22 protein-coding genes and 1 tRNA gene are annotated in these 24,078 nt (G+C 66.3%); 8 read left to right on the top strand and 15 right to left on the bottom strand.

What is annotated here, in order from left to right:
- Nucleotides 1-79 precede the first annotated feature (79 nt).
- From AC5RVG_RS00220 to aceE, 4 genes are all read right to left on the bottom strand, one after another.
- Nucleotides 80-1,147 (bottom strand): beta-ketoacyl-ACP synthase III, encoded by a 1,068-nt coding sequence (locus tag AC5RVG_RS00220; protein ID WP_494012291.1) that lies wholly within the window; start codon nt 1,145-1,147, stop codon nt 80-82.
- Nucleotides 1,144-2,109 (bottom strand): ACP S-malonyltransferase, encoded by a 966-nt coding sequence (locus AC5RVG_RS00215; RefSeq protein ID WP_494012290.1) that lies wholly within the window; start codon nt 2,107-2,109, stop codon nt 1,144-1,146. Before AC5RVG_RS00215 ends, AC5RVG_RS00220 begins: the two co-directional genes overlap by 4 nt.
- A 95-nt stretch (nt 2,110-2,204) precedes the next feature.
- Entirely contained in the window at nt 2,205-3,536 is a 1,332-nt protein-coding gene (locus tag AC5RVG_RS00210; protein ID WP_494012289.1) for a PucR family transcriptional regulator, read from the bottom strand.
- Nucleotides 3,537-3,664: 128 nt separating this feature from the next.
- The gene (gene aceE, locus AC5RVG_RS00205; RefSeq protein WP_493999941.1) at nt 3,665-6,406 is read right to left on the bottom strand and encodes a pyruvate dehydrogenase (acetyl-transferring), homodimeric type; all 2,742 of its coding nucleotides are present in this window, start codon (nt 6,404-6,406) and stop codon (nt 3,665-3,667) included.
- 385 nt (nt 6,407-6,791) lie between these two features.
- Here aceE and AC5RVG_RS00200 point away from each other — a divergent pair, with 385 nt between their 5' ends.
- From AC5RVG_RS00200 to gnd, 6 genes are all read left to right on the top strand, one after another.
- Nucleotides 6,792-7,214, top strand: a complete 423-nt coding sequence (locus tag AC5RVG_RS00200) for a DUF3052 domain-containing protein (RefSeq protein ID WP_493986977.1) — start codon at nt 6,792-6,794, stop codon at nt 7,212-7,214.
- Nucleotides 7,211-7,675 carry a peroxiredoxin gene (locus AC5RVG_RS00195; RefSeq protein WP_494012288.1) on the top strand — a complete coding sequence of 155 codons (465 nt, stop codon included), beginning with the start codon at nt 7,211-7,213 and terminating at the stop codon, nt 7,673-7,675. Before AC5RVG_RS00200 ends, AC5RVG_RS00195 begins: the two co-directional genes overlap by 4 nt.
- Nucleotides 7,676-7,680: 5 nt before the next feature.
- Nucleotides 7,681-8,514: an NAD-dependent protein deacetylase gene (locus AC5RVG_RS00190; protein ID WP_493999939.1), complete on the top strand. Its 834-nt coding sequence runs from the start codon at nt 7,681-7,683 to the stop codon at nt 8,512-8,514.
- A gap of 194 nt (nt 8,515-8,708) precedes the next feature.
- Nucleotides 8,709-8,781: transfer RNA gene (locus AC5RVG_RS00185), tRNA-Val, on the top strand.
- A gap of 1,099 nt (nt 8,782-9,880) precedes the next feature.
- Nucleotides 9,881-10,036, top strand: coding sequence for a hypothetical protein (locus AC5RVG_RS00180; RefSeq protein ID WP_494012287.1), 156 nt, complete (start codon nt 9,881-9,883; stop codon nt 10,034-10,036).
- A 126-nt stretch (nt 10,037-10,162) separates the two neighbouring features.
- Complete coding sequence (gnd, locus tag AC5RVG_RS00175; protein WP_493999937.1) at nt 10,163-11,599, top strand: NADP-dependent phosphogluconate dehydrogenase; 1,437 nt, start codon at nt 10,163-10,165, stop codon at nt 11,597-11,599.
- A 95-nt stretch (nt 11,600-11,694) separates the two neighbouring features.
- On the opposite strand, the gene AC5RVG_RS00170 is transcribed toward gnd, so the two are convergent.
- The 8 genes from AC5RVG_RS00170 to msrA form a co-directional block, all read right to left on the bottom strand.
- Nucleotides 11,695-12,219: a DUF1360 domain-containing protein gene (locus tag AC5RVG_RS00170; protein WP_494012286.1), complete on the bottom strand. Its 525-nt coding sequence runs from the start codon at nt 12,217-12,219 to the stop codon at nt 11,695-11,697.
- Between the two features lie 181 nt (nt 12,220-12,400).
- Nucleotides 12,401-12,769, bottom strand: a complete 369-nt coding sequence (locus AC5RVG_RS00165; protein WP_494012285.1) for a sunset domain-containing protein — start codon at nt 12,767-12,769, stop codon at nt 12,401-12,403.
- Nucleotides 12,735-13,151: a hypothetical protein gene (locus AC5RVG_RS00160; RefSeq protein ID WP_494012284.1), complete on the bottom strand. Its 417-nt coding sequence runs from the start codon at nt 13,149-13,151 to the stop codon at nt 12,735-12,737. Before AC5RVG_RS00160 ends, AC5RVG_RS00165 begins: the two co-directional genes overlap by 35 nt.
- Before the next feature lie 243 nt (nt 13,152-13,394).
- A complete protein-coding gene (locus tag AC5RVG_RS00155) occupies nt 13,395-14,717 on the bottom strand; it encodes a hypothetical protein (protein WP_494012283.1) in 1,323 nt (440 codons plus the stop codon).
- Between the two features lie 255 nt (nt 14,718-14,972).
- Nucleotides 14,973-15,959 (bottom strand): diaminopimelate dehydrogenase, encoded by a 987-nt coding sequence (locus AC5RVG_RS00150; RefSeq protein WP_494012282.1) that lies wholly within the window; start codon nt 15,957-15,959, stop codon nt 14,973-14,975.
- Nucleotides 15,960-16,006: 47 nt separating this feature from the next.
- Nucleotides 16,007-16,594, bottom strand: coding sequence for a serine O-acetyltransferase EpsC (epsC, locus tag AC5RVG_RS00145; protein WP_493977395.1), 588 nt, complete (start codon nt 16,592-16,594; stop codon nt 16,007-16,009).
- Between the two features lie 47 nt (nt 16,595-16,641).
- A complete protein-coding gene (gene cysK, locus AC5RVG_RS00140) occupies nt 16,642-17,577 on the bottom strand; it encodes a cysteine synthase A (RefSeq protein WP_493977396.1) in 936 nt (311 codons plus the stop codon).
- An 85-nt stretch (nt 17,578-17,662) separates the two neighbouring features.
- Nucleotides 17,663-18,187, bottom strand: coding sequence for a peptide-methionine (S)-S-oxide reductase MsrA (msrA, locus tag AC5RVG_RS00135; RefSeq protein ID WP_494012281.1), 525 nt, complete (start codon nt 18,185-18,187; stop codon nt 17,663-17,665).
- Between the two features lie 98 nt (nt 18,188-18,285).
- Here msrA and AC5RVG_RS00130 point away from each other — a divergent pair, with 98 nt between their 5' ends.
- Together AC5RVG_RS00130 and AC5RVG_RS00125 are read left to right on the top strand one after the other, a co-directional pair.
- On the top strand, nt 18,286-19,350 hold the full coding sequence (locus tag AC5RVG_RS00130) for a Nif3-like dinuclear metal center hexameric protein (protein WP_494012280.1): 1,065 nt from the start codon (nt 18,286-18,288) through the stop codon (nt 19,348-19,350).
- 74 nt (nt 19,351-19,424) lie between these two features.
- Entirely contained in the window at nt 19,425-20,165 is a 741-nt protein-coding gene (locus AC5RVG_RS00125) for a zinc ribbon domain-containing protein (protein ID WP_494012279.1), read from the top strand.
- A 3-nt stretch (nt 20,166-20,168) separates the two neighbouring features.
- Here AC5RVG_RS00125 and AC5RVG_RS00120 read toward each other — a convergent pair whose 3' ends face one another.
- The 3 genes from AC5RVG_RS00120 to AC5RVG_RS00110 all read right to left on the bottom strand — a co-directional run bounded on the left by AC5RVG_RS00120 (nt 20,169) and on the right by AC5RVG_RS00110 (nt 23,994).
- Complete coding sequence (locus tag AC5RVG_RS00120) at nt 20,169-21,191, bottom strand: hypothetical protein (protein WP_494012278.1); 1,023 nt, start codon at nt 21,189-21,191, stop codon at nt 20,169-20,171.
- Between the two features lie 124 nt (nt 21,192-21,315).
- Complete coding sequence (locus AC5RVG_RS00115; RefSeq protein WP_494012277.1) at nt 21,316-23,085, bottom strand: hypothetical protein; 1,770 nt, start codon at nt 23,083-23,085, stop codon at nt 21,316-21,318.
- Nucleotides 23,086-23,229: 144 nt separating this feature from the next.
- Complete coding sequence (locus AC5RVG_RS00110; protein WP_494012276.1) at nt 23,230-23,994, bottom strand: YaaA family protein; 765 nt, start codon at nt 23,992-23,994, stop codon at nt 23,230-23,232.
- Between the last annotated feature and the right edge of the window lie 84 nt (nt 23,995-24,078).

Genomic DNA, 24,078 nt, shown 5'->3' with positions numbered 1-24,078 from the left:
TCCGGACGGGGTGTCAAACCGCGGTCTGCGGCCTGGTTCTGGTGGGATTGTAGGGGAGGCCCGACTACCGCAAGGCAGTCTACGGCAGGACGATGACCTGCGCGCCGAAGACCAGGCCGGCGCCGAAGCCGATCTGCAGGGCGAACCCGCCGGAGAGCGCGGGGTTCTCCTGCAACAGGCGGTGCGTGGCCAAGGGGATGGACGCCGCCGAGGTGTTGCCGGCATCGGCGATGTCGCGCGCCACGACCACGCTCTCGGGCAGCTTCAGCTGCTTGACCATCTCGTCGATGATGCGCATGTTCGCCTGGTGCGGCACGAAGGCGGCGAGGTCCTCGGGCTGCAGGCCGGCCGCCTCGAGCGCCTGCTTGGCTACCTTCGCCATTTCCCAGACCGCCCAGCGGAACACGGACGGCCCGTCCTGGCGCAGCGTGGGCCAGAGCTTGCTGTCCGTCTCGTCGAAGGTGTCCGAGACGGCCGAGAGCGAGCCGGCGGCCTCTGCGGCCAGCGATAGCTCGCGGACGTGGCTGAGCGAGTGGGTCATGCTGATGGTGTCCCACTTGCTGCCGTCGGAGCCCCAGACCGGCTTGCTGATGCCCGGGGTGTCGGACGGGCCCACGATGACGGCGCCGGCGCCGTCGCCCAGCAGGAAGGAGATCGTCCGCTCGGTGTTGTCGATGACGTCGGAGAGCTTTTCCGCGCCGACCACCAGCACGTAGTCGGCGGTGCCGGAACGCACCAGGGCGTCGGCCTGCGCGATGCCGTAGCAGTATCCGGCGCAGGCGGCGGAGATGTCGAAGGCGGGAGCCGGGGTGGCGCCGATCCGGTCGGCCAGGGCCGCGGCGGCCGACGGCGTGGCGTAGGGATGGGAGACGGTGGAGACGAGGACGGCCCCGAGCTGGTCGCCGGTGATGCCGGCCTGAGCCATCGCTTCCTTGGCGGCGCCTTCGGCCATGTCCAGCACGGACGTGTTGGCGTCCGCCCGGTGACGGGTGACGATCCCGGTCCGCTGGCGAATCCATTCGTCGGAGGAGTCGATCCACTGGCAGACGTCGTCGTTGGTGACGATGACGTCCGGACGGTACGCTCCGATGCCCAGGATGCGCGTGAAGTCGCGTAGCGGGGTCTGCTGGATGACGGGTGTGCTCACTGCTCGGATTCTCCAGACGTGCTGTTCAGGACGGGGGTCTGTTCGGTGTGCTCGGCGATGAAGGCGCGAGCCGCTTCCAGGTCTTCCGGCGACTTCAGGGCCATGGTTGCCACGCCCTTCATGCCGCGCTTCGCCAGCCCGGCCAGCGTACCGGCCGGCGGCAGTTCCAGCAGTCCGGTGACGCCGACGGACACGAGCTTCTCCATGCACTTGTCCCAGCGGACCGGGCGCGACACCTGGGCGATCAGGCTGTCCAGGTTTTCGTCGCCGCCGAAGACCGGTTCGCCGTCGTAATTGGAGAGCAGGGTCAGCGACGGCAGGGCCGGCTTCAGCTGGGGACGCAGGGTTTCCAGGGCGCTGACCGCCGGGGCCATGTGTTCGGTGTGGAATGCGCCGGCGACCTTCAGCGGGATCACCCGCGCCTTGGCCGGCGGATTCGCGGCGAACGCCTGCAACTGCTCGAGCGTGCCGGCGGCGACCGTCTGGCCGCCGCCATTGGCGTTGGCCGGGGTGAGCCCGGCCGCTTCGATCGCGGCGAGCACTTCGTCCGGATCGCCGCCGAGCACGGCGCTCATGCCGGTCGGGGTCTGGGCGGCGGCGCGCGCCATGGCGTTGGCCCGCTCGCGCACGAAGTTCATGGCATCGTTCTCGGTCAGCGCGCCGGCGATGGCGGACGCCGTAATCTCACCCACCGAGTGGCCGGCGACGACGGTGGACAGGTCGAGGGGCTCCTCGGCGGTTAGGGCGCGGGCGGCCAGCAGGCCCGCGGCCACGATCAGCGGCTGGGCGACGGCGGTGTCCTTGATGGTCTCCTCATCCGACACGGTGCCGTGCGTGAGAAGGTCCAGCTGGGCGATGTCGCTGAGCAGTCCGAGGTGTTCGGGCACACCGGGGACCTCGAGCCAGGGATTGAGGAATCCGGGCGTTTGGGAACCCTGGCCCGGGCAGACTATTGCAAGCACGTATTCAAGCTTTCCAAAGAGGAGGCGGTTTCCACGGTGTTTCGGCACACGAAGCTCGCCGAACCGCTTTGTAGGAAGTCTACAAGGTGGCGCAACTACTGCCGAGCCGCCGCGCGGTCCTTCGGGCTCCGCGCTGGAGCCACCAGACGTCCCACGCCGAGGGCGGTCTGCAGCACGAAGGCCTCCCGCGGCAGCAGCGGATCCCAGCCGGTCACATCGCACACCCGGCGCAGCCGGTAGCGCACCGTGTTGGCGTGGACGAACAGTTCCCGCGCCGTGGCCTCCAGCGAATGCCCCAGCGACAGGTAGCTGGAGAGCGTTTCGACCAACCCGTTGCCCGCGTTGAGCAGCGGCACGTAGATGTACTTGTAGAGGTCGCGTCGCGCGGCGTCGTCGCCGGACATCACCCGTTCGGGCCACAGGTCGTTGGCGGCGACAGGACGCGGCGCAGCCGGCCAGGCCTTGGCCGCGTTGAGCCCGGCGAAGGCGGCCTGGGCCGAGGTGCTGGCGTCCACCAGCGAACGGGCCTCCGGGCCGTAGACCACCGGCCCGGGCCCGAAGAGTTCGGCCAGCCGCACGAAGGCGGTGTCCTGGTCCGACAGGCCGCCCAGCACCAGGATCAGCCGCTCACCCTGGATGCCCACCAGCGTGTCGGCGGCGTAGCGGGAGCTGGCGCGGCGCAGTTCGGTCACGAAGCTGGGGCCCGGTTCACCGGGGGAGCCGCCCACCATCACCGTGATGGGGCCGGTGGTCTTCCAGCCGACCGCGGCGATCCGGGAGCGCAGCGCATCGGAGCTTTCGCCGCGCAGGATCGCGTCCACGACCAGCGCCTCGAGCCGGGTGTCCCAGGAACCGCGCGTCTCGGCGGCGCGGGCGTAGACGTCGGCGGCGGCGAAGGCGACCTCGCGGGAATAGCGCAGCACTGCTTCGCGCAGTTGGGCCTCGTCGCTTTCGCCGGCAAGGTCCGGCACTTCGTCTTCCACGGCTTCGACCACCACGCGGATCAGCTGCAGGGCGCGTTGCAGGCTGATGGAGCGGGTCAGCTCGGTGGGGGCGGTGCCGAAGACGTCGTTCATCACCCAGGCCGGGGACGTGGGGCGTTCATACCACGTCACGAAGGACGCGATGCCCTTCTGGGCCACCAGACCGAGGGCGGAGCGTTCGTCCGGCCGCAACCCGCGGTACCAGGGCAGGTCCGAATCCAGCCGCTTCAGGGTCACGGTCGCCAGCGCGCCGACCTTGGTCCGCAGCCGCTCCAACGTCGCCGGGTTGCCGGTCGCGGCCCGGTCGCCCTTCCGCCCGGCGCCGGCGCGCCGCCCGGCCGCACCGGATGTCGAGGGCGGCGCCTGCTGTGCCGCGGTTTTCTTGGCGGCCGTCGTGCCCGGTGGGGCAGCCGTCTTGGCAGGTTCGGTCCGGGCGTGGGGCATGCAACGAGCATACGCACTTGGCCGGGCAAGCTCCATTCCGGCTTTTGTGTGGTTCCTACTAAAACAGGCGGCGGACCCGGCCGCAAAGGGCCGGGTCCGCCGCCCGTCGGGTGGCGTGTTGCCGCGGTTTAGGAGTCGCCCCCGGCGTTGCCCGAGGTGCCGGCGTTGACGTCCATCAGGCGGTACTTGTCGAACGCGTCCCGCGGCACATTCTGGTCGACTTCGCCGCGGCGGGCCAGCATCTGCAGTGCCCGGACCACGATCGAGTGGCTGTCGATCTTGAAGAAGCGCCGGGCCGCGGCCCGCGTGTCGGAGAACCCGAAGCCGTCGGCGCCCAGGGTCGCGAACTCGTTGGGCAGGTACTGCCGGATCTGGTCCGGCACGGCCGCCATGTAGTCGCTGACCGCCACGATCGGGCCCGTCGCCCCTTCGAGCTGCTGGGCCACAAAGGGCTTGCGCGGCTCGGCGCCGGGGTTCAGGAACGCCTCCTCCTCGGCGGCCAAGCCGTCGCGGCGCAGTTCGTTCCAGCTGGTCACCGACCAGACATCGGCGGAGACGCCCCAGTCATCGGCCAGCAACTGCTGGGCTTCCAGCGCCCACGGCACGGCCACGCCGGAGGCCAACAGCTGGGTGCGGGGCCCGTCGACCTTGGCCGGAGCCAGCAGGTAGATGCCCTTGACCAGGCCCTCGACGTCCAGCTCCTCCGGTTCGGCGGGCTGGAGGATCGGTTCGTTGTACACGGTCAGGTAGTACATCACGTTGGGATCCGGATGGTTCCCGCCGTACATGCGCTCCAGGCCGGCGCGCATGATGTGTCCGATCTCGTACCCATAGGCCGGGTCATAGGTGACGACCGCCGGGTTGGTGGAGGCGAGGACCGGGGAATGCCCGTCCGCGTGCTGCAGGCCCTCGCCGGTCAGGGTGGTCCGTCCCGCGGTGGCGCCGATCACGAAGCCGCGGGCCATCTGGTCGGCGGCGGCCCAGAAGAAGTCACCGGTGCGCTGGAAGCCGAACATCGAGTAGAAGATGTAGATCGGCACCAACGGCTCGCCGTGGGTGGCGTAGGAGGTACCGACGGCGGTGAACGCGGCGGTGGAGCCGGATTCGTTGATGCCGGTGTGCAGGATCTGGCCCTGCGGGGATTCCTTGTACGCCAGGACCAGGTCGCGGTCCACGGACAGGTAGTTCTGGCCCTTGGGGTTATAGATCTTGGCGGTCGGGAAGAACGAGTCCATGCCGAAGGTCCGCGCCTCGTCCGGAATGATCGGGACCACGCGGGCACCGAATTCCTTGTCCCGCATCAGGTCCTTCAGCAGGCGCACGAACGCCATGGTGGTGGCCGCCTGCTGTTTCCCGGAGCCGCGCTTGGCAACCTCGTAGGCCTTGTCCTCGGGCAGGTGCAGCTGCTGGTGCGCGGTTCGGCGTTCCGGCACGGCGCCGCCGAGCGCGGCACGGCGCTCCATCATGTACTTGATCTCCGGGGTGTCCGGTCCCGGCCGGTAGTACGGCGGCCGGTACGGATCGGCCTCGAGCTGCTCGTCGGAGATCGGGATGCGCAGGTGGTCGCGGAAGTCCTTCAGGTCCTGCAGTGTCAGCTTCTTCATCTGGTGGGTCGCGTTGCGGCCCTCGAAGTGCGTGCCCAGGCCGTAACCCTTGACCGTCTGGGCGAGGACCACCGTGGGCTTGCCCTTGAATTCGGTGGCGGCGCGGTAGGCGGCGTAGACCTTGTGGTAGTCGTGGCCGCCGCGCTTGAGGTTCCAGATCTGCTCGTCGGTCATGTCCGCGACCATTTCCTTGGTCTGCGGGGTCTTGCCAAAGAAGTGCTCGCGGACGAACCCGCCGGATTCGGCCTTGTAGGTCTGGTAGTCGCCGTCGAGGGTGGAGTTCATGATGTCCACCAGCGCGCCGTCATGGTCCTTGGCGAGCAGTTCGTCCCACTCCCGGCCCCAGGTCACCTTGATGACATGCCAGCCGGCGCCGCGGAAGAAGGCCTCGAGCTCCTGCATGATCTTGCCGTTGCCGCGCACCGGCCCATCGAGGCGCTGCAGGTTGCAGTTGATCACGAAGGTGAGGTTGTCCAGCTTTTCGTTGGCTGCCAACTGCAGGAAGCCGCGCGACTCCGGTTCGTCCATCTCGCCGTCGCCCAGGAAGGCCCAGACGTGCTGGTCGGAGGTGTCCTTGATCCCGCGGTTCTGTAGGTAGCGGTTCAACTGCGCCTGGTAGATGGCGTTGGCCGGGCCGATGCCCATGGAAACGGTGGGGAATTCCCAGAACTCGGGCATGGAGCGCGGGTGCGGGTAGGAGGGCAGGGCGTGGCCTTCGCGGGACTTCTCCTGCCGGAAACCGTCCAGGTCCTCCTCGGACAGCCGGCCTTCGAGGAAGGCGCGCGCGTACATGCCGGGGGAGGCGTGGCCCTGGAAGAAGACCTGGTCGCCGCCGCCGGGGTGGTCCTTGCCGCGGAAGAAATGGTTGAAGCCCACTTCATAGAGGGTGGCCGCGCCGGCGTAGGTGGAGATGTGTCCGCCCACGCCGATGTCCGGACGCTGGGCCCGGTGCACCAGCATGGCCGCGTTCCAGCGCATCCAGGCGCGGTAGCGGCGCTCGATCTCCTCGTCGCCCGGGAACTCCGGTTCCTGGTCGACCGGAATGGTATTGACATAGTCCGTGGTGGTCACCATCGGCACGCCGACGCTCTGCGCACCCGCACGCTGCAGGATGGAGCGGACAATAAACTGGGCCCGTTCGGTGCCCTGGCTCTCCACCAGACCGTCGAAGGACTCTATCCATTCGGCGGTTTCTTCGGGATCGCGATCCGGCAGCTGGCTTGTCAGCCCGCTCAGGATGTGCGAGGTATCTTCTCCTGCGCTCACGTCCAACCTCTCATACGTGCAGATTGTGTCTGCGCCTTACGTGGCATAGCGACCCGGCGCATGGTCCGGCCGGGAGATATTCTTCAGTGCCACTCTAACTGTTCACGGCATTACAACGCAGCCGGAGCCGGCCGTGCCAGTTGTTACGACGACGTCGGAGGCCGCCGCGCCGTCGCCGTCGTCGGACCCACCGGCGCCGGTCCCCGCGGGCGCCCGCCGTCGTCCCTTAAGAAAGAGGCGTAAAGCGGCGCCGCGGCGCGGCAAAAAACGGCAGCGTCCTGCGGGTGGCTTGAAGCGACGGCGATTAGGGTGTTGGCTTGTAACTAGCAACACGCCCATCGCCGTCGGCGGGGTGAATCAATACGTTCCATACAGGAGGAGCACAGTGGGCGAGGCCGAAGCCGCCGCGGTAGAGAATGTGGCAGGCAATTTGGGTTTCAAAGACGGGGACCTGATCCAGGAATTCGGCTATGACGAGGACGTGGACTTCGATCTGCGTGACGACATCGAGGACCTCACCGGCTCCGAACTGCTCACCGAGGACGACCACGACGTGGTGGACGCGGTGATCCTGTGGTGGCGCGACGGCGACGGCGACCTGGTGGACGCGCTGGTCGACACGCAGACAACCCTCGGGCCGGGCGGAGTGGTCTGGGTGCTGACGCCGAAGTCCGGCCGGGACGGTTACGTGCCGCCGGCCGACGTCCAGGAAGCGGCGCCTACCGCCGGCCTGCACGTGACCACTTCCGCCGGCGTCTCCGGCGATTGGGCCGCCACCCGGCTGGTCAGCAAGCGGACCAACAAGTGACCGCGGACGCACCCCGGACCGGGCTGCCCGCACCCGATTTCGAGCTGGCCAACCAGTTCGGCGAACCCGTCAGGCTCTCCGCCCTGCGCGGTGAGAACGTCGTGCTGGTCTTCTACCCGTTCGCCTTCTCCGGCATCTGCACCGGCGAGCTGTGCGAGCTGCGCGACGACCTGGGCCTCTTCCGCAGCGAGAATGCCCGCGTGCTGGCCGTGTCCGTTGACCATAAGTTCGCCCTGCGCGCGTTCGCGGAGCAGGAAGGCTACGAGTTCGACCTGCTGGCCGACTTCTGGCCGCACGGCGACGTGGCCAAGGCCTACGGCGTGTTCGACGACGGCTCCGGCATGGCGCTTCGCGGCACCTTCATCATCGACGCCGAAGGCATCCTGCGGCACGTGATCCGCAATCCCCGCAGCCAGGCCCGCGACATCCAGGAATACCACCGCGTGCTGAAAGAGCTCTAGCCGCCATGGAGTTGCTGCGGCCGGCGCTCGAGATCCTGGCTGGACACCGTCTGGCCGTGTTGACCGGCGCTGGCCTCAGCACCGATTCCGGCATCCCGGACTACCGCGGACCCACCTCCGTCCCGCGCGCACCGATGACCTACCAGCAGTTCGTCGGCGACGAGGACCTGCGCCGCCGCTACTGGGCGCGCAACCACATCGGCTGGCGGCACATGCACCACGCCGCGCCCAACCTCGGCCACTACGCGCTGGCAGCGATGGAGCAGAACGGCCTGCTCAGCGGCCTGATCACGCAGAACGTGGACCGGCTGCATGAGGACGCCGGCAGCGTGAACGTGATCGACCTGCACGGGCGTTTCGACCGGGTGATCTGCCTGGACTGCGGGGACGTGACCAGCCGCTCCTCGCTGGCGGTGCGGCTGGAGGAACTCAACCCCGCCTACGCCGCCGCCGGCGATGCCGGCGACGTCGCTCCGGATGCCGACGCCGACGTCGCCGACACCTCCCGTTTCGTCGTGGCCGACTGCCTGGTTTGCGGTGGCATGCTCAAGCCGGACTTCGTCTACTTCGGCGAGAATGTCCCCAAGGACCGGGTGGCGGCGGCCTACGCCATGGTGGACGACGGCGAGGCGCTGCTGGTTGCCGGGTCCTCGCTCACCGTGATGAGCGGCCTGCGGTTCGTCCGGCACGCCGCCAAACAGGGCAAACCCGTGGTGATCATCAACCGCGGCCCTACCCGCGGCGACGACTTGGCCGACCTGAAGCTGGAAACGGGCGTCTCCGAGGCTCTTGGCCACCTGGCGGCGGAGTTGCCGGGCCGGCTCCAGAAGCCGGCCTGAGACGCGGCCAGGAGGACCGTGCCGCCCCTTCGATGCGCCGGCTGTTGACCCTGAGGGAGGTCTCAGGTTACAGGTTGCATCGTGTTGATCCGCACGTAAATTTGGTTGGCGTTCACGCCGGTTTATCCGGTAGAGTAAATCCTCGTGATGTTGCGGCGGATAACGCTCCGCGGTCCCGCTTTCGACATTACAACGGGTCTTTAGCTCAGCTGGTAGAGCGCCACGTTTACACCGTGGATGTCATCGGTTCGATCCCGGTAGGACCCACGGACAAACCCCGCACTGTCAGGCAAGACGCCTGGGAATGCGGGGTTTTTTCGTGCCCAGCTCCACTGGCCGGGCTGAGCCGCAGTCTCCGGTTTCTGGGTTCAGCTTCGATTCCTAAGTGAATCTTGAGGTCCAGCGGGCGCCTGCCGGTGTAACGTGGGGCTCCCGGTGGCCGCTGCAGGGGGCAGTGGAACCGGATGGATGAGGTAAGGGCCCCGCCCGCTGTTGGGGGATGGGCGGGGCTGTCCCTCAGCGTTGCAGATGCCGGATAAGGTGTTCGTCCGCGCACAGCATTCGACCGCGTCGAAGCCCCTTTCCCGCGAATCCGACACCCGGCCCGGCGGCCCCATCTTCCGCACCGCCCGGCAAGGACACGCCGTCCTGCCGCGCCGCCGCATGGGCTCGTGCGGGACATCTACCGGCACGTGAAAAACTTGTCAGCCATACTCGTCGCTCGCGAGAAATCTCGTCTCGGGGATCACAGCCGGCACACAGGTCCAAAGGGAAAGGCACTGTCCCGTGAGGGACAGTGCCTTTCGGGGCAGCCGTTAGATGGGGGATCAACGGAACTGCCAGGGGATAAGCGGTGCAGCAACCGGGGAGATGGGGGCTCCCGGGCGTTCAATGCCACCGCCAAGCCACAGTCTGCCATGACCCGTGGGCATTTCTCAACCACCATGATTGATCAGTTAAGCGTGTCGCTCGTTATCGGCAAATACGGGTCAAAACACGGCACGCGCCCTTACCATCCGCGAGCCGCCGAACGGTGCTGCCGAGTACTTATTGTGCCGATCTTATGCCAAGACAGAGCGGCCGCTGCGTCATGCAATAACGGTTAAGCAACGGCGCCGTGAAGCTCTCTACAACCGGCCTCCGGTCTGCAACGCTGGACCGATCATGCTGGTTTTCACGAGGGGCAACAATGGAGAAGTTCTGCCGGACTGCAGGCCACGCTTTCGTCCCTGCATGCACCGTCTCGGCACGGCGTTGTGCCTGCTCCGGAACGCACCGCCGGCCGTGGACCGGACAGGACCTCGGCCTGCTACCGGCGCAGGACCCGCTGGATGAAATCGGGCTGCCCGCGGCCTCGCCTCGAGCGTTGACCCCCCGCCCGGATCCCGGCACGGACGCCATCGCCGGCAGGGGCTTTCCCGGCGCCACTGCCGGCAGGGGCTTTCCCGGCGAGGACGACGCGGACGATGACGCAATCGACGCCTGGCTGCGCTTCCGCCCCTCGGCTGCCCCCGGCGAATGAGTCATAGCTAACGTCAGCCCGCTTAGCCGGTGCCGCCGGTCGGGATTAGGCTTGAGGAGGAACCACGGCCCGCTCGGGCTGTACGCTGACGTCCCTGACCGCGGGGACCGCACACATGGAGACTCAATGAGCGCACACATCGGTGTGACAGGTCTGGCCGTCATGGGCGCCAACCTGGCACGGAACTTCGCCCGCAACGGCTACACGGTCGCCCTGCACAACCGCTCGGTGGAAAAGACGGACGCCCTGCTGTCCGCCCACGGCGACGAGGGCGACTTCATCCGCACCGAGTCGCTGCAGGAGCTGGTGGAGAACCTGCAGAAGCCCCGCCGCGTGCTCATCATGGTCAAGGCCGGCAAGCCGGTCGACTCCGTCATCGAGCAGTTGGTGCCGTTGCTGGAAGAGGGCGACATCGTCATTGACGCCGGCAACTCGCACTACGAGGACACCCGGCGCCGCGAGGCCGCCTTGGCCGAGAAGGGGCTGCACTTCGTCGGCATCGGGGTCTCGGGCGGCGAGGAAGGGGCGCTCCTCGGCCCATCCATCATGCCCGGCGGCTCCCGGCAGTCCTACGACTCGCTCGGCCCCATGCTGGAAAAGATCTCCGCCAAGTACGACGGCGAACCCTGCTGCAGCTGGGTGGGCACGGATGGCGCGGGCCATTTCGTAAAGATGGTGCACAACGGCATCGAGTACGCGGACATGCAGGTCATCGGCGAGGCCTACGACCTGCTCCGCACCGGTGCAGGCCTGGAACCGCAGCAGCAGGCCGAGATCTTCACCGCGTGGAACAAGACCGAGCTCTCGTCCTTCCTGATTGAGATCACCGCCGAGGTGCTTGCCCACACGGACGCCAAGACTGGCAAGCCGTTCGTCGACGTGGTGGTGGACTCGGCCGGGCAGAAGGGCACCGGGCGCTGGACCGTCGTCTCCGCGCTCGAACTCGGGTCGCCGGTCTCCGGCATTGCCGAGTCGGTTTTCGCGCGCGGCCTTTCCTCGCAGCGCGGCCAGCGCGCCATAGCCCAGGACGTGCTGGCAGGACACGAAGAAGACGTCAAGGTCCCGCAGAGCTTCGTCGAGGACGTCCGCCAGGCGCTGTTCGCCTCCAAGCTGGTCAGCTACGCCCAGGGCATCGACATGCTCGGTTCCGCAGCGGGCGAGTACGGCTGGGATCTGAAGCTGGATGAGATCGCCTCTCTCTGGCGCGCCGGCTGCATCATCCGCGCCGAGCTGCTGGACGACATCATGAAGGCCTACGCCGGCGACTCAAAGCCTGAAAACCTGCTCTTCGCCCCGGCCTTCGCCGATGCGATCGGCGCGGCAGTCCCGGCGTGGCGCCGAGTCGTGGCCACCGCCGTCCAGCTCGGCATCCCGGTACCGGTATTTGCCTCCTCGCTGGCCTACTACGACGGGCTGCGCCGCAAGCGCCTGCCGGCCGCCCTGACCCAGGGCCTGCGCGACCTCTTCGGCGCACACACCTACGGCCGGACGGACGCGGAAGGCACCTTCCACACCCTGTGGAGCGGCGACAAGTCGGAGGTCTCCGCCGTCGACACGCACTGACTCGGACGGCGGACAGCCGCCTGAGGAGCTTCCGGAGCCCCCAACCGACTCTTGCGGTTGGGGGCTCCGTCGGCTGCCACCGCTTTCGTCGGAAACTACGCCGCCGACTTCTGTACCTTCGAGTAGAAGAACTGGAGGAGGTCGGATCCGAATTCCGCGGTGAGCAGGGCGGCGGCCCAGCGGGTTGGCTTCGGAGCCAGCAGCAGCCCGAAGATGAAGCCGCTGGCCACCCATTGGCCCAGGCAGAACGGGCACGTCAGCAGTTCGCCGATGGCTTTCCGTGGTCCGGTGCCGCGTACGTCTTCGGCCAGTTCGGCTGCTCCGCTTTGCCCTTCGAAGGAAGTGAAGGGAGCCCGCAGCGGGCTGGTGACCGGGGCCTTGGTCAGCAGTCGGGAGAGCTTGTGTGTGGCGACGGCGATCAGCGCCAGGTCGCTCCACCGGGGTGCGTCCGGCACGGTGCGGCCGGAGCGGTGAACGGCGGCTGTCCCCAATGCCAGTCCTGTGCCGTGGACGCCCATCAAGATCAGGAAAGAGCCCAGCGGCAGGTGCTCTCCGTGGCTGTATTCGTCCTTCTCGCGCCGTAACCGGGCCCGTAATCTTTGAGCTGTTTCCTGATACATGTGGTGCTTGCCCTCCCGGTCTGGTGCCCTGGGGGCGAGTTTATCGGCGCCATGGGCGACGCAACAGGGCAGGACACCCGTGGAACCGCACGACCGGCGGGCTAAAACCGCACCGTTAAGCGGAAATCGGCCCCTCCTCGGAGAGTTGAGGAGGGGCCGATTGTCTCAGGTTTGAGTCCGGCTATCGCTTCGAAGCGCGGTAGCCGGCAGCCCGAGCTGCACTTTCGGTGGCAAAGCACTCTTCGGGGCTGGTGCGCGAGTAGAAGCCACCGCTTGGGACGTGATAAATCCACTCGCCCGAGGAGCTTTGATTGCCTTTGATGGGGTATCCGGCCGGGCAATAGTGTCCGTTGGGGGCACTTCGGGTGGGCTTCTTTCCGGCCGTGATCGCGAGAGCCTGCGTCTTCGTCGCGGTGCGCGTGTAGGTCGAGGACGGCAACCGGTACTTCACCGTCGTGGTGACCTTGTACCTGCCGGCCCGCAGGGAAACCGACTTCTTGTTCTTGGTTACGGTCTTACTGCCGGCTTTCACCGTCAGCGTCTTGGACACGACTTTCACGCCCTTGGCAGACGAAACATTCGGCTTGATGGTTGCCGTGCCGTTGTAAGGAGCCTTCTTTCCCGCAATGGTCTTCAGCGCAACTGCAGTGCGGACCACGAGCTTCTGCGTCTTCGACGTCGTCTTGAGGGTTCGAGTAGACGCGCTGGCCGTCCACTTCTGCGTACGTCTTGTACTTCACGGTTGTGGCAACCGAGTAGGTCCCGGCCTTGAGCTTCGCGCTCTTCTTGTTCCTGAGCACGGTCTTGCTGCCTTGCTTAACCGTGATGGTCTTGGCTGTCACGGTGACCCAGCCGGTGGCGGCAACCGTGGGCTTCACCGTTGCAGTGCCGTTGACGGGGGCAACCGGGCTGCCGATATTTTTGATCGCCACGCTCGTTTCGGGCGCAGGCGTCGGGACCGTCGCCCCGACGGCGGGACCAGTCACCGCGGTGGCGGCCTGGACGGGAGCCGCGGTTGCGGCAGTGACGGAGCCTAGAAGGAGCGAGGCAGCGGCTGCGAACGCAGCGGCGCCACGCACGTGAGGTGCGAGTTTCAATTTCCCCAACTTTCCCGGGCGCAGCCCGGAACCATAATGATTTACTGGTTAATCGTACGAGCAATAATGCTCAGGCACCTAGAATCCTTGGACGTACTCAACGGAGTCGTCGTACCAATCGGTGATGCGCCAGACTCCGCCCTTGACTGCAGCGGCCGGGACATCGGCAAAAACCACGCCGTAACCAATGGAGGAATCAACGTCCACCGTCGGCGGAAGCAGCGGCCCCATGTCGAGATAGGAATCTATTACCGTATACCCGGAGTCGTCGTAGGTGTTCCCGTCTGCACCGATGTATTCCACGACGATCCAGTCGGCCGGATCCATGGTGGAATCGCTGCTGTTACCCAAGAGCAATTCCACGTAAAGATCCGCTTTTCCTGACTCTGTGTTGCTTGGGTATTGACGTGGTTCGAAGAACAGCACGTTCCAGTCAGGCAAAGTGAATATTTTGTCGATAGCGAAGGGGTCTTGCCTCGACGATCGTACAAACAGCACCATTTCGGCTGAGGTCGCTTTTCCGGCTTTGTTCGTTACTACGACCCGGTAGGTATCCAGTTCGTTCTTCGACCGTGCGGTAAACGTGTAGTTCGCGCTTGTTGCTCCCGAAATCCTCTTCCACGAGACCTTTCCGTCGGTTCCTTCGACCCCACGTTCCCACGCGTAGGACAGGGATCCGCCCGTGGCTTGGCTCTTGATAGTGATGGATTGGCCAGTGGTGGTCTCAATCGAACGCGGCATCTTAACCGTCGGTTTGACGACGGTCGTGACCTTCACGCTGTTGGAAGTTGCCTTTCCCGCCTTGTTGCCCGCTACGGCCCGGTACTCGGTTACTGACTGTCCGAAGGGAGTTGTGAAGGTGTGGGTTGACCTGGTGGCCGAGGAAATGTTCGCCCATTTGGATCCTGCCTTACGCTGCCACTGGTATGACATGGCTCCGCCACTCGCTTTGACTGAAAGCGTTACCTTCGATCGTGCCGGAGTGGTCACGTTCTTGGGCTCGGTTGTGATCCTGGGTGAGGTGACAACGGTGAGCGTGGCGCTCCTCGACGTGATCTTTGAGCGGGAGTTGGAGACGATCACGCGGTACTGCGCTCCATTAAGGCTGGCCGTGGCCTTGACCTTGAGAGTGTGGGTTTTGGCAGAAGCTCCGGTGGCTTTGACCCAGTTGTAGGACTTAGGTTTTTTGACCTGCCATTGATACCTGAGTTTGCTGCCGACTGCCTTGACGTTGAAGCTATGGGTCTTGCCGCTGGCCACAGTTGAGGACTTCGGGGCACCCGTGATCGTTGCCTTCACGACTGCCGTGGAGACCGCTGTCGTTGAAGCGACGGTAACGCCGACTGGGTTCGCCTGAGCCTGAGCGAGTGTTATTGGTGCAGTAAATAAAAGAGTGGCCATTGAAACTGTAACGGCGCGCTGAAGTAGCCTTTTCAAGAATTTCCCCCAACAGGAATGACAACAGAGCAGACGGAAGAGAAAGCTCCTCGTCAGGTTGAGGAGTTATCCGAATAATACTCAATCATTCGGCATAAGCAGTCAACGGCGTCATCGGAGCCCGAGAAACCCTGACAGACAGCGAGAGGCCCCTCTGCTCCGCGCAGAGGGGCCTCTTAGGATCGATGGTCGAGCCTACCGGTAGACCGCGACGAGTTGCTACAGCAACTCAGCGCGCAGTTCCGCCGCAGATTTGGGGGAGAGCAGGCCGGGCGGTACGTCGAAGACGGTGACCGCGCCGAACCGGCCCTGCCGGTGCAGGCGGTGCACCGCCCTCGCGTAGGCCACCAGGACACTGGCGGTGAACTCCGGGTTGCTCTCCAGCGAGAGTCCGTACTCGATGACCTGGGCGTGTTCCTCGCTCGTGTTGCCGCTGCGGATGGTCATCCCGCCGTGCGGCATGGCGCTGTGGTCGCGGGCCAGCTCCTCGGCGGTGATGAAGTGGACCTCGGTGTCGTACTGGTCGAAGTAGTGCGGCATGGTCACGATGGCTTCCTTGACCGCTGCGGGGTCGGCGCCGTCTGCCAGCACCACGAAGCATTCACGGGTGTGCTTCTGCCGCGTTTCCAGCTGCGGGCGGCTGCCGTCGCGCACCTGTTCAATCGCGGCTTCCGACGGCAGTGTGTACTGCACCCCGGCTGCGACACCGGGAACCCGGCGGACGGCGTCGGAATGTCCCTGGCTCAGACCGCGGCCCCAGAAGGTGTAGGTGTCGCCGTCGGGCAGGAGGGCCTCCCCGTACACCCGGTTGATGGAAAACATGCCCGGGTCCCAGCCGGCGGAAATCAGCGCTGTCTTCCCGGCGGCCCGCGCCGGCGCGTCGACGGCGTCGAAGTATTCGGGAATGCGGGCGTGCGTGTCGAAGCTGTCCACCGTGTTAAAGCGGGCCGCCATGACCGGACCCTGCTGCGGGAGGTCCTCCTTGGAACCGCCGCACAGGATCAGCACGTCGATGCTGTCTTCGTGGGCGGCCAGGTCGTCCATGGCGTATACGGCAGTCTCCTCGCGCAGCGTGGCAAGGTCCCCGGGGGACCGGCGGGTGAAGACCCCGGCCAGTTCCATGTCTGGGTTCTTGGCTACCGCGGCCTCCACGCCGCGGCCCAGGTTTCCGTAGCCGGCTATGCCGATGCGGATCGATTCGCCCACGGCTTGTCCTCTCGTCAGGTTCAACGTTTATCGGGCAGCAGTGGACGTTAGATCCACATCGCCGGGTCGATGTATTCGGCCGGGTCGACGGCCGGCTTGGTTTCGCGCTGCGGATCGCGGTGCCGGAAGGTGGCCGGAATGCCGGTGATGATCGATTCCGGCGGAGCGTCCTTGACCACCACGGCGTTCGCCCCGACGGCGCTGTCGGCCCCGATGACCACGGGGCCCAGCACTTTGGCCCCGGCACCGATGACCACCCGGTCGCCGATGGTTGGGTGGCGCTTGACCTTGTCCAGCGAACGGCCGCCGAGCGTGACGCCGTGGTAGAGCATCACGTCGTCGCCGATTTCGGCCGTCTCACCGATCACCACGCCCATGCCGTGGTCAATGAAGAACCGGCGGCCGATGGTCGCGCCGGGATGGATCTCGATGCCGGTCAGGAAGCGTCCGGCCTGCGAAATCAGCCGGGCCGGCAGCCGCAGCGACGGTTTGGCCCACAGCCTGTGGGTCAGCCGGTGGATCCAAATGGCGTGCAGCCCGGAGTAGGCCAGGAAATTCTCCACGTGGCCCCGGGCCGCCGGGTCGTGCGACCGGGCGGCCTCGAGGTCTTCACGCAGTCGCGCTAGGAAACCCATGTGCTCTTTCTGCTTGAACAGCGCCGCTCGGCGGCAGGGGAAGCTGGTTAGCCGCGGATGTCGTCGTACAGGATCGTGGAAATGTAGCGCTCACCGAAGTCGGGCACCACGGCCACGATCAGCTTACCGGCGTTCTCCGGGCGCTTCGCGACTTCCAGCGCCGCCCACACGGCCGCACCCGAGGAGATGCCGCCGAGGATGCCTTCCTTGATGCCCAGATCGCGGGCGACGGCGACCGACGCCGACGTCGGCGCGTCCAGCACCTCGTCGTAGACGCTGGTGTTCAGCACCTCCGGCACGAAGTTGGCGCCGAGGCCCTGGATCTTGTGCGGGCCGGGGCTGCCGCCGGTGAGGATGGGGGAGTCTTCCGGCTCGACGGCGATGATCTGGACGCCGGGCTTGCGCTCCTTCAGCAGGCCGCCGGCGCCGGTGATGGTGCCGCCGGTGCCGATGCCGGCCACCAGGATGTCCACCTGGCCGTCGGTGTCGGCCCAGATTTCCTCGCCGGTGGTGGTGCGGTGGATCAGCGGGTTGGCCTCATTGGCGAACTGCTGCGCCCAGATGGAGTTTTCCGTGTTGGCCACGATCTCCTTGGCCTTCTCCACAGCGCCGCGCATGCCCTCGGAGCCGGGGGTCAGCACGATTTCGGCACCGAAGGCGCGCAGCATGACCCGGCGCTCGGTGGACATGGTCTCCGGCATGGTCAGGATCACCTTGTAGCCGCGGGCTGCCCCTACCATGGCCAGCGCGATGCCGGTGTTACCGGAGGTGCCCTCCACGATGGTGCCGCCGGGCTTCAGCGCACCTGCCTTCTCGGCGGCGTCGACGATGGCCACGCCAATCCGGTCCTTGACCGAGTTGGCGGGGTTGTAGAACTCCAGCTTCACGGCGATCTGGGCCGGCAGGCCCTCGGTGAGCCGGTTCAGGCGCACCAGCGGGGTGCGCCCCACAACCTGGGTGACGTCGTCGTAAATCGGGGCCATGTTTTCCTGCCTTCTGGCCGTTCGGGCCGTTACAGATGGGGGTAACAAAACTTCTTCCACACTAGTCAGCGCGGCGAGCCGTGAGCTAAGCGGTGAGCCATTCGGCGTAATATTTTCGGGCCTTGGCCAGCTTCGGATTGATGATCACCTGGCAGTAGCCGGCATCGGGATGCTTGGCGTAGAAGTTCTGGTGGTATTCCTCCGCCGGATAGAAATCGGGCAGCCGCACGACCTCGGTCACGATGGGGTCCTGCCAGTCGGACTGTGCGCGCTCGATGGCAGCCTCGAAGGTTCGCTTCTGTTCGTCGTCGACGTAGAACATCGACGAGCGATACTGCGTCCCGACGTCGTAGCCCTGGCGGTTCAGGGTGGTGGGGTTGTGCGATGCGAAGAACATCCCCAGGATGACGTCCTCGGGCACCACCGCTTCGTCGAACGTCACGGCCACCACCTCTGCGTGCCCCGTCGTTCCGGAGCAGACCGCCTCGTAGGAGGGACTCTTCACGTGGCCGCCCGTGTAGCCGGAAACCACCTCCGTGACACCGCGCGTCCTGTTGTAGACCGCGTCGAGGCACCAAAAGCAGCCACCACCAAGCACAAAAGTCTTCATGGCTTAACAATGTCACGGACCCCCTCGAATGTTCCCGGGCCGCGAACGCGGGCGGCGGTCGGTGGGATGACCACCGCGGATGGGGTAGAAAAGGATTCATGGTCGACGACGAACAGCTCCGTACCGGGGATGCCGAAGCCCCAGCAGGCACCGAAGGCTCCGCAGGCACCGAAGGCCCCGTGGGAACCCAGGCTGCCGAGGCAAACGCAACGCCCGACGGCGCCAACGCCCCCGAGGGAAGCGCAACCCCCGAAGGAAACGAAGTCCCCGCAGGAACCGAAGCCGCCGAGGGAACCGAAGCCTCGGTGCGGGACGAAGCGCGGCCGACTACGCCGGTGCTGGGCGATGTGCTCCTGGCCATCGAAGAGCTCTGGCCCGAATCGCTCGCCGAGCAATGGGATGCAGTGGGCCCCGTCGTCGGCCGGCCCTCCTCCGCCGTGCAGAAGATCATGTTCGCCGTGGATCCGACAACCGAAGTGATCACCGAGGCCATCGAGTGGGGCGCCGACCTGCTGCTCACGCATCACCCGCTGCTGCTGAAGCCGGTCAACTCGGTCGCAACCACCAGCTTCAAGGGAGACGCCGTGCACCGGCTGATCGAAAGCGGCTGCGCCTTGGTCACGGTTCACACCAACGCTGACAGCGCCGTCGGAGGTGTCTCCGACGTGCTCGCCGACGCGCTCGGGTTGCGGGACGTGCGGCCGCTCTCGCCGGCCGACAACGGGTTGCCGGAAGAAGGCATCGGGCGGGTGGGGGAGCTGGCCGAGGCCAAGACGCTGGGCGAGTTCGCCGAGCAGGTATTCAGCATCCTGCCGGCGGTCGCCGGGGGAGTGAGGGTGGCCGGCGACCGCAACGGGATCATCCGCAGTGTGGCCGTGTGCGGCGGTGCCGGCGACTCGCTGCTCGATCAGGTCCGCACGTCGCGGGCGGACGTTTATGTCACGGCCGACCTGCGCCACCACCCGGCGTCCGAAGCGCGAGAGGGGGCCGTGGACGGCCGGCCGTATCTCATCGACGTCTCTCATTTCGGCAGTGAATGGTTGTGGCTGACGCCGGCGTCCGTGGCGCTGGACAATGTCCTGGCCGACCAGGGCTACTCGGTGGAAGTCAAGGTCAGCGTCACCAACACCGATCCGTGGGATTTCGTCCTGACTCCGGGGTAGCAGCGCTTCGTCCGGACTGTAGGCTTGGACGAGGCTGAACCGCAGTGGTTCCGCAGCGTTTTGAAAGGACGTACATGGCGAAGGCACCGGCTTCCGAGCAACTGAGGTTGCTCGACCTGCAGGCACTGGACGGCAAGCTCACCCAACTGAGCCGCCGCGCTGCAGCCACCGCCAAGAACGCCGACATCGACGCGCTGGCGGAGAAGCTGGCGGCCGCCGACTCGTCGCTGGTCGCCCTTAACACGGAGATTGCGGACACCGAACGCGAGCTGAAGCGCGCCGAAGGCGACGTGGAAACTGTCCAGTCGCGGATCGAACGCGACCAAAAGCGTCTGGACAGCGGAGCGGGTTCGCCCAAGGACCTGACAGCGCTGCAGCACGAACTGGTGTCGCTGAACAGGCGCCGCGGCGACCTGGAAGACGTGGAGCTGGAAGTGATGGAGCGCCTCGAGGGGCTCCGCACCCGGCAGGCCGAGCACCAGCAGGCCAACGACCAGTTGCGCGAAGAACTGTCCGGTTTGGAGCGCGCCCGCGACGAAGAGCTCGCCGGCATCGAAAGCGAACGTGCCGCGGCAGCCGCTGAACGCCAGAAAGTTGCCGGCAGCTTCGAGGCCTCCCTGCTGGCCGTCTACGAAAAGACCCTTGCCCACCGGGGCATCGGCGCCGCCCGGTTGTTCCATGGCAAGTCGGAGGGCTCCGGCATGCAGCTCAGCCCTGGCGACCTGGCCGACATCCGCAAGGCCGCAACCGACGACATCGTCTTCTGCCCCGACTCCGGCTGCATCCTGGTCCGCTCGGAGGAGTGGGGCAGCTAGCGGTCACCTTCGGGCCGGGCATGCATGGAGACGGCGCTCACCGGCTGTTTTTGGTGGCGGGAGCCAGCCCAGGTTTCCGAGCTTGTCCTCGATAACGTCCCGCAGGACCGCACAGCCCGCCGCATTCAGATGCGCACTGTTGCTGGAGAGACTGGGCGGCTTGTTGCCCCTCGCCTGTTCTGAGAGGTCCTCCGGCGTCGGCCGGATGCCTGCCATCTCCCAGATCCCTCGATGCGTCAGCAGGTGGTCCAGATCCAGGTACCGCGAGCCGTACCGCGTCTTCAGGGCATCATTGACTCGGTAGATGCGCCGCCGCACGAGCGACGATGCGTGCGTCCCGGTATTGACAAAATGTCCCCAGATCAGCACGTGTCCGCCGGCGGCGGACAGCCACTCGTCAGCCGCCTGCGCCCACCCGAAAATGGTGTCCGGGTCGGTCGTTGCATGGTGTTTGCCGGTGAGGTTGTTCTTGCCGATGTTCAGGTGGCTGATGCCAGCACGGTACCCGCTTCCCTCGGCGGGGATAAACGGGGTTCCGTGAGGGATCCGCGTGCGATTGCCGGGCTGGGACCGGCGGAAACTGTAGCCAGGTTGGGCGCCGTGAGCCTTGGATAGCTTCCCCGATATGCCCGCGAGGGAGCCCGCAGCGCTGAACGATGCAGCACTCGCGGCGCTCATCGACGGCGAGGTCAGGAGGACGGAGCCGGAGGACGGTATGGCACCGGCATCAAAGCGCGCCGGCCGGGACCCCAGCCGGGCGAGAATCTGCTCAGCGGTCTGCCCGCCGGCGCCGCCGTTGAAGTACGTCATCCCGTAGGCGGAGGCTAGGAACGACAATTCCCGGAACATTCCTGCAGCTGTCGACGAACCCCAGCAGGCCATCTCCAGCGCGCCCGAGCGCAACGGGCCGGCCGCCATCGGAACCGCCGGATTACCGGGGAAATCGGCAGCTACCGCACAGGGGACTGCGGCCAGTACCAGCCCAAGTAAGGCTCGGCGCCGGACGGGGCGCTGAATCGAGGACATAGTGCCTTCCGTTCGGTCAGACCGTCAGTGACAGTGCCCCTGTCACCGATGAAAATGGAGCCGTTCGAGCGCACGCCCAATATAGGCCGTCAGGACGCTGCGGATAAAGTGCAGCAGGGTCTGGTCACCTCAGCACCAGGCGGGACAGCCGCCGTTTGATCTTTCGTCGAATCCTCCGCTGCAGTTCCCTTGGGCGGACCAACCCCGAACCCCGGCGACTCAGAAGTGCTGTGTGGTGCATGGTGGCGCTTGTGGTGCCGTCGCCGTCGGCAGGGCCGATGTCGACGGTTTTGCCGGTGGGGAGGGTGTAGAGCCCAACGGCGCAGCTGAGGCTGACGGAAACCTGGTACGTGCCCGGCGGCAGCGAAGAGACGTCGACGCCGGCGCCCTTGCGGGTGCCGAAGTGCGCGCCGGAGTAGTCGCTGAGCCCGTCGCCGAAGACGTTCGGGTCGCCGCGGAATCCGCCGGCGGCCAGGGTGAAGGCGTGGGTGCCGGCGGGTCCGTGCAGCACCAGGTAGTAGCGGGCAGCTTTACTGTCGGGGATTTCCACGCCGCGGACGGCGAAGTCCCCGTCCAGATGAACCCGGAGCCCGCGGGCCCAGCCGGTGTGCAGCCGGAAGTAGGCCTCCGGCGGTGCGGTGCCGAGGACCGGCCGCACATCCAGCACGGCGCCGCCGGGCCGGGTGCGGAAGCGGTACAACAGTCCGTCCAGCTGTGATTCGGTGTAGAACGGTGTGCTGGAGGCCAGCGGCAGCTCGGCCTCCCGGCCCGGCACCGCCAGTCGCAGCCGCAGCTTGTACGTTCCCGCCGGCAACCCGGCCAGATCGATGCCCTGATGGTTGCGCGAGGAAAACCGTGCCAGTCGGTAATTGCAGTAGGCCTGCTGGAAGTACCGGAAGGAGATGCCCGCGTCCGCGTTCGCACCCAGCTCAAACTCGTGTCGGGTGTCTTCCCCGCCGAGCACCAGGGAGCTGACCAAATCCGCCCACTGTCCGGTGGGGTGCCCGCGCAGGAACCCGACGCCCTCGGGGAAGAACACCGAACCGGCCAGCCTTGCCCCTGTGAGATTGGCCACGGCAGTGCCGGCCTCCCGCTGCCGCGCCAGCACGTCGGCGCCTAGCTGGGGTTCCAGCCGGTTCCCGTTGCGCACCGAGCCGTAGCGCGGCGCAACGTTATCCGCGAGCGCATAGAGAGTGGCCAGAATCAGTGGCACGTTGTAGCGGGTCACATCCGTGTGCTCGTTGACCAGGTCCGACTCTGTCTCGATGTAATTGAAGTTCGGATACTTGGCGAACATCGGCAGTGCGGGCACGATCTGCGCCGCGTGGAACTGGTCCCGCGGGGAGCTGAACAGGTAAATGTTCTTCGCCGTCTGTACATCTGCCGCCACGGCGTCAGGCAGCAGCCGGTCCAGCTCTTCCAGTTCGGACTGCCCGCCCCCACCGGTCAGATGCGTGAAGATCTTGGGCCGGTTCGCGCGGGTATGTGTACCGACATAGATCTGTGGAGCGCTGGCGAGGATATTGCCGAAGTTGTACTTGATGCCCAAATACAGCGCAGCGAACCCGCCCTTGGAAAAACCCGCCAACGTGCATTCTTCGCTGGTCAGCCCCAGCCGCTGCAGCTCTGCATCAATCAATGCAACCACTGCCTGCTCGATGGAGAAGTCCAGATGCCGGCACAGGTAGTACGCGTGCTGCCCGTCGAACTTGTCCTTGATCCAGAGCCAGTGCGCCTGGCTGTCGCTGGAAGCTCTGCCGTCAAACTCGTAGCTGTCCAGCCGTCCTACACCCGCGAACATGACGATCAGGTGTCGCCGGTCCAGCTTGGCCGCGCGCCGCTTGTACTGCACCAGCACGCTGCCGTGGACAAAATCCAGCTCTCCGTCGGCCATGCGCCCAACGCCTCCATCACTGCTTCAAGTACTCGGTCGCCCCGAAACTACGTGGCCTTGATGAACGTCAGGCAAACTCGCGGGTCCGGCATCGACCCCCCCTACCCGGTGATCGACCAAGGGCCGCCAGGCCCGCGTGGAGATCTACTCGCCCAAAACAACGTTCAGCGCGTGCGCCTTGCGGGCCGTTCCATCCACGAGCTCGGCTTGCCAGACTTCCTGCGCCGCCTTTAACAGCGCGGCCGGTGTCTCGGGCGCCTTGCCGCGGCGGGTCAGCAGGTGCCGGGCTAGTTCGCCGCGGGTGTGCTTGGCAAAGTGCGAAACGACCGTGCGCTTGCCGTCGCGTTCCTGGAAAACGTTGACCACCACGGTGCGGGTCGGCTCCGGCGTCCAAGCCGCGGCGTAGGTGCTGGAGCGGCAGTCGACCATCAGGTGCCCCTCGGCGTGCGTGTCCAACGCTTTCGGCAGCCGCTTCTTCCAGTACGAGGCCAGCTTCCCGGTTTCCGGCAGACCCACAGACATGGACAGCCGGTAGGCCGGAATGCTGTCCGCGAAACCGATGGCACCCCAGAGCGCTGAGATGACGACGACGGCGGCGTCCGCCTTGCGCTTTTGCGTGGGGGTCATGGTGCGGTAACCGAGTGCGTCGTACAGCACACCGGAGTAGACGGTGTGCGCCGGGGCGGAGGGTTCGTCGTGCAGCCGGGTGTTTCGCTCCACCTCCGCAGCCAGCGAGGCTCCGACGCCCAGACGGGCGAGCGCCTCCGGGCTCCGGCTGACGTGGGCCAAGGCCGCCAGCACTTCCTCGCGGGCCGGGTTCAGCTCCGGAAACTGCAGGTCCTGCAGCTCGAACGGGTGCCCCTTGGCGGCAGCGGTCTTCCCTTCGGAAGGCGGAAGAAGAATCAGCACCGTAAGAGCCTACCGTCGGACGGCGCCGCAGGACGAAAGGCGGCCCGCCGCCGTCGTCCCCGAAGGGAAGCGGCAGGCGCGGCA

It is taken from the genome of Arthrobacter senegalensis (assembly GCF_059091765.1).
The sequence above is the reverse complement of the archived record's forward strand: the minus strand, read 5'-3'. Positions and strand labels throughout refer to the sequence as shown.